Annotated in this window: 2 protein-coding genes and 1 pseudogene; 1 reads left to right on the forward strand and 2 read right to left on the reverse strand. The window is 43.4% G+C overall.

What is annotated here, in order from left to right; genetic code table 11:
• Positions 1-165: 165 nt before the first annotated feature.
• The gene (locus EWV84_RS19935; RefSeq protein WP_287079602.1) at positions 166-2,019 is read left to right on the forward strand and encodes a DCC1-like thiol-disulfide oxidoreductase family protein; all 1,854 of its coding nucleotides are present in this window, start codon (positions 166-168) and stop codon (positions 2,017-2,019) included.
• A gap of 332 nt (positions 2,020-2,351) precedes the next feature.
• Here EWV84_RS19935 and EWV84_RS19940 read toward each other — a convergent pair whose 3' ends face one another.
• Both EWV84_RS19940 and EWV84_RS19945 read right to left on the reverse strand, forming a co-directional pair.
• Entirely contained in the window at positions 2,352-2,693 is a 342-nt protein-coding gene (locus EWV84_RS19940) for a DUF760 domain-containing protein (protein WP_002796237.1), read from the reverse strand.
• Positions 2,694-2,818: 125 nt separating this feature from the next.
• Positions 2,819-2,920, reverse strand: a pseudogene (locus EWV84_RS19945) (zinc ribbon domain-containing protein); the annotation flags it as partial.

The following is a 2,920-nucleotide window of genomic DNA, read 5'->3' on the forward strand; positions in this document are numbered from 1 at the left end:
GCTCGACCCAATAAACGCTTGGGGAGAGAATACCTCTACTTTTTCAGAAGCAATTCTGTCTAAGCAAGTAATCTCTGTGAACCAAGAATCCCCGTCTCTTTAGAGCGGGGAGTGTCAATTGCTATAAAGTAGGTTTATTGAAGAAGTGGAGGGAATCATCATTCTATGGCGATAATGGCAAAATCATTTAGACAAAGACTGGCAGAGATTTTCGGGTTTGACCTGCGATCGCTGGCTTTATTTCGCATTGCCTTGGCGTTAGTGGTTTTAGTAGATTTATCGGTTCGTTTTAGCCAATTAACTGCCCATTACAGCGAATTAGGGGTTTTACCACTAGGAAGCTTATCGAAAGTCTCTGCTAGTCCTTTTTACTGGTCTATTTTTGCTCTCAGTGACTCGGTGCTGGTGCAGAGTATCCTGTTTATTGTCGCTATAGCGATCGCATTATTGCTTTTAATTGGCTATCATACCCGTTTAGCCACGATCGCCACTTGGGCGCTAATCGTCTCTTTACATCATCGCAACCCCCTGTTACTATTTGCCGCCGATGACGTAATCCGGGCAGTATTATTCTGGGCGATGTTTTTACCCCTTGGTGCCTGTTATTCCGTGGAAAGTGCCTTAAACACCAATCCCAACCCCTTACCCAAGCGTGTGGTTTCGGCTGCCACGGTCGCTTTTATGATACAGGTGTGTTACATCTATATGTGGTCAGTGGTCTTTAAACTCAAAAGTGAGACTTGGTGGCCCGACGGTACAGCCGTTTATTACTCTCTTAGTTACGATCAATACGCTACCGCTTTGGGGAGTTTTTTACTGACTTTACCGCAGCAATTCCTCAAATTTCTAACAATTTCAGCCCTAGGCTTTGAATGGTTCGGTCCGCTATTGATGTTTGTTCCCTTTCGCAATAGTTTATTTAAAATAATCGCCGTAGTTTCCTTTATTTTCTTGCATACGGTTTTTGCGCTGATTCTACATTTAGGGGTTTTCCCTTTCTTGAGTGTTACCCATTGGTTGCCGATCATCCCCAGCTTAGTCTGGGATTGGGGACAAAAACGAATAATAAACCCAGAAAGGGAAGGTTTAAGGATTAATTATGATCGAGACTGTGGATTTTGCAAGAAAGTTGTTCATCTTCTCCGCACTTTTCTCATTTTACCCGGCACTCCCCTGTTAGTCGCTCAGGATAACCCCTCAATATACGAGGATATGGAGGCCCAAAATTCTTGGGTAGTGGAAGATTGGCAGGAAAAACGTCGGTTTAAATGGTCAGCATTGGTTTATATTGTCAGTCTTTCGCCGATTTTCTGGTTTTTAGCGCCAATTTTGCGTTTACCGCCCCTTATGGCCGTGGGAACGAGAATTTATGAGTGGATTGCCTCCCATCGTCGTTTTATGGGCAATTTCACCAAACCTCTCAAGTTTCGTCCCCTGACGATTAAATCCTCTTTACCTTTAAATATTTTGGTAATTTTCTTCTTCTTGTTGACCAGTATCTGGAATTTACGCAGTTTTGTCCGGCAATCGGCCATTAGAGGCGATTTAAATACACCTTTAATTCAATCCCTCGATCGCTTGCTCACCCGTCGTACTTTCAATACAATTGATATTCTGGCAAGAGTTACCCGTTTAGACCAGTATTGGACTATTTTCTCCCCTAGTCCGCCCCGAGATGATGCTTGGTTTGTGGCAGTCAGTCAATTAGCCGATGGTTCCACGGTAGATTTATTTAGGGAAGGACAGCCGGTAATTTGGGATAAACCCACTGAAAGCGATCGCAATCGTTTGTATAAAACCATGCAGTGGCGACAATATTTTATTAATCTTAATCGAGCTATCGGTCGGTCAGTTTATGGAGAGTTTGGTCAGTATCTCTGTCAAAACTGGAATCAGCAGCACGGTAGTGATCAACAGATTAAATCCCTGCGACTTTATATTATGCGGGAAAGGACTGTCCCCCCCGGAGAAAAACAGGGAATCGAAAAAGAACTACTCTGGCAGCAAAACTGTCTTTAATCAGTCATCAGTCATCAGTTATTAGCCAGATCAAAGTTATCTTGTAACTAGGGTATGCGGCAAAAAGTTTTTCGGTGGTGGCAGGGTGTGGGGTGTGGGGTGTAGGGTGTGGGGTTTTACCGGTTTTGAGGTGGCCAATTACCTAATTTTCAGGGAAAAAGTAGCTCAATTTTCCCCCTGATCACTCCCATGCCTGGTACTTTTTGATTGACAAAAAGTCTAAAAGTCTTACCCAACAAGGTTTTTAGATTTTTTCAGCAAACCCTAACTAAAATCTGATAGCTGATAGCTGATTGCTTCTTTTTCCCTTTCAAACTAACTACCGCTCAACTTTAAACATCGCTAGAGCCGCTCTGGAGACTAGCGAGGGATTTTTCAAAATTCATTCTCTGTTCAGCATTGCGGAGAAAGTAACCACTCATCATTGCCGAGGCCAATAACCGGCCCAGATGTTCGCGACTGGTACTGATAGTGACCCCGAAATGTTCAGAGGGAAGGTTGCCCAAAAGTCCGATAATGTTGCGTTCCATCACTTGAAAAACCTCTTGGGATTCTGGTTTCGAGAGTTGGGCGATTGTTTCGGGACTTAAGGTCTGGACATACTGCCACAAACTCTCGGAAAATTCACTATCGGTACCGAATAAATTGTGAGGGCGATCGTTTTCTCTATACACTTTTGATCTCCTTAAATCAATTTTTTTATAAACTATCCTTTTTGGTTCTTCCAATTTAACAGTTTTTTGAGATAGTGGGGGTCGGCAGAACCGAACCTGAAGGGAATGTTGACATACTCCCACCGTCAAGCTACGCTGTGACGGGGGATTCTTGACCCATCGCTGTTAGAAATTCCTTGTTCAACGAGACAGCTTAGATTCTCAATGTCTCCATTAAGAATCCAGAG

The organism is Microcystis sp. M_QC_C_20170808_M3Col, assembly GCF_007095505.1.
Lineage (GTDB): Bacteria > Cyanobacteriota > Cyanobacteriia > Cyanobacteriales > Microcystaceae > Microcystis.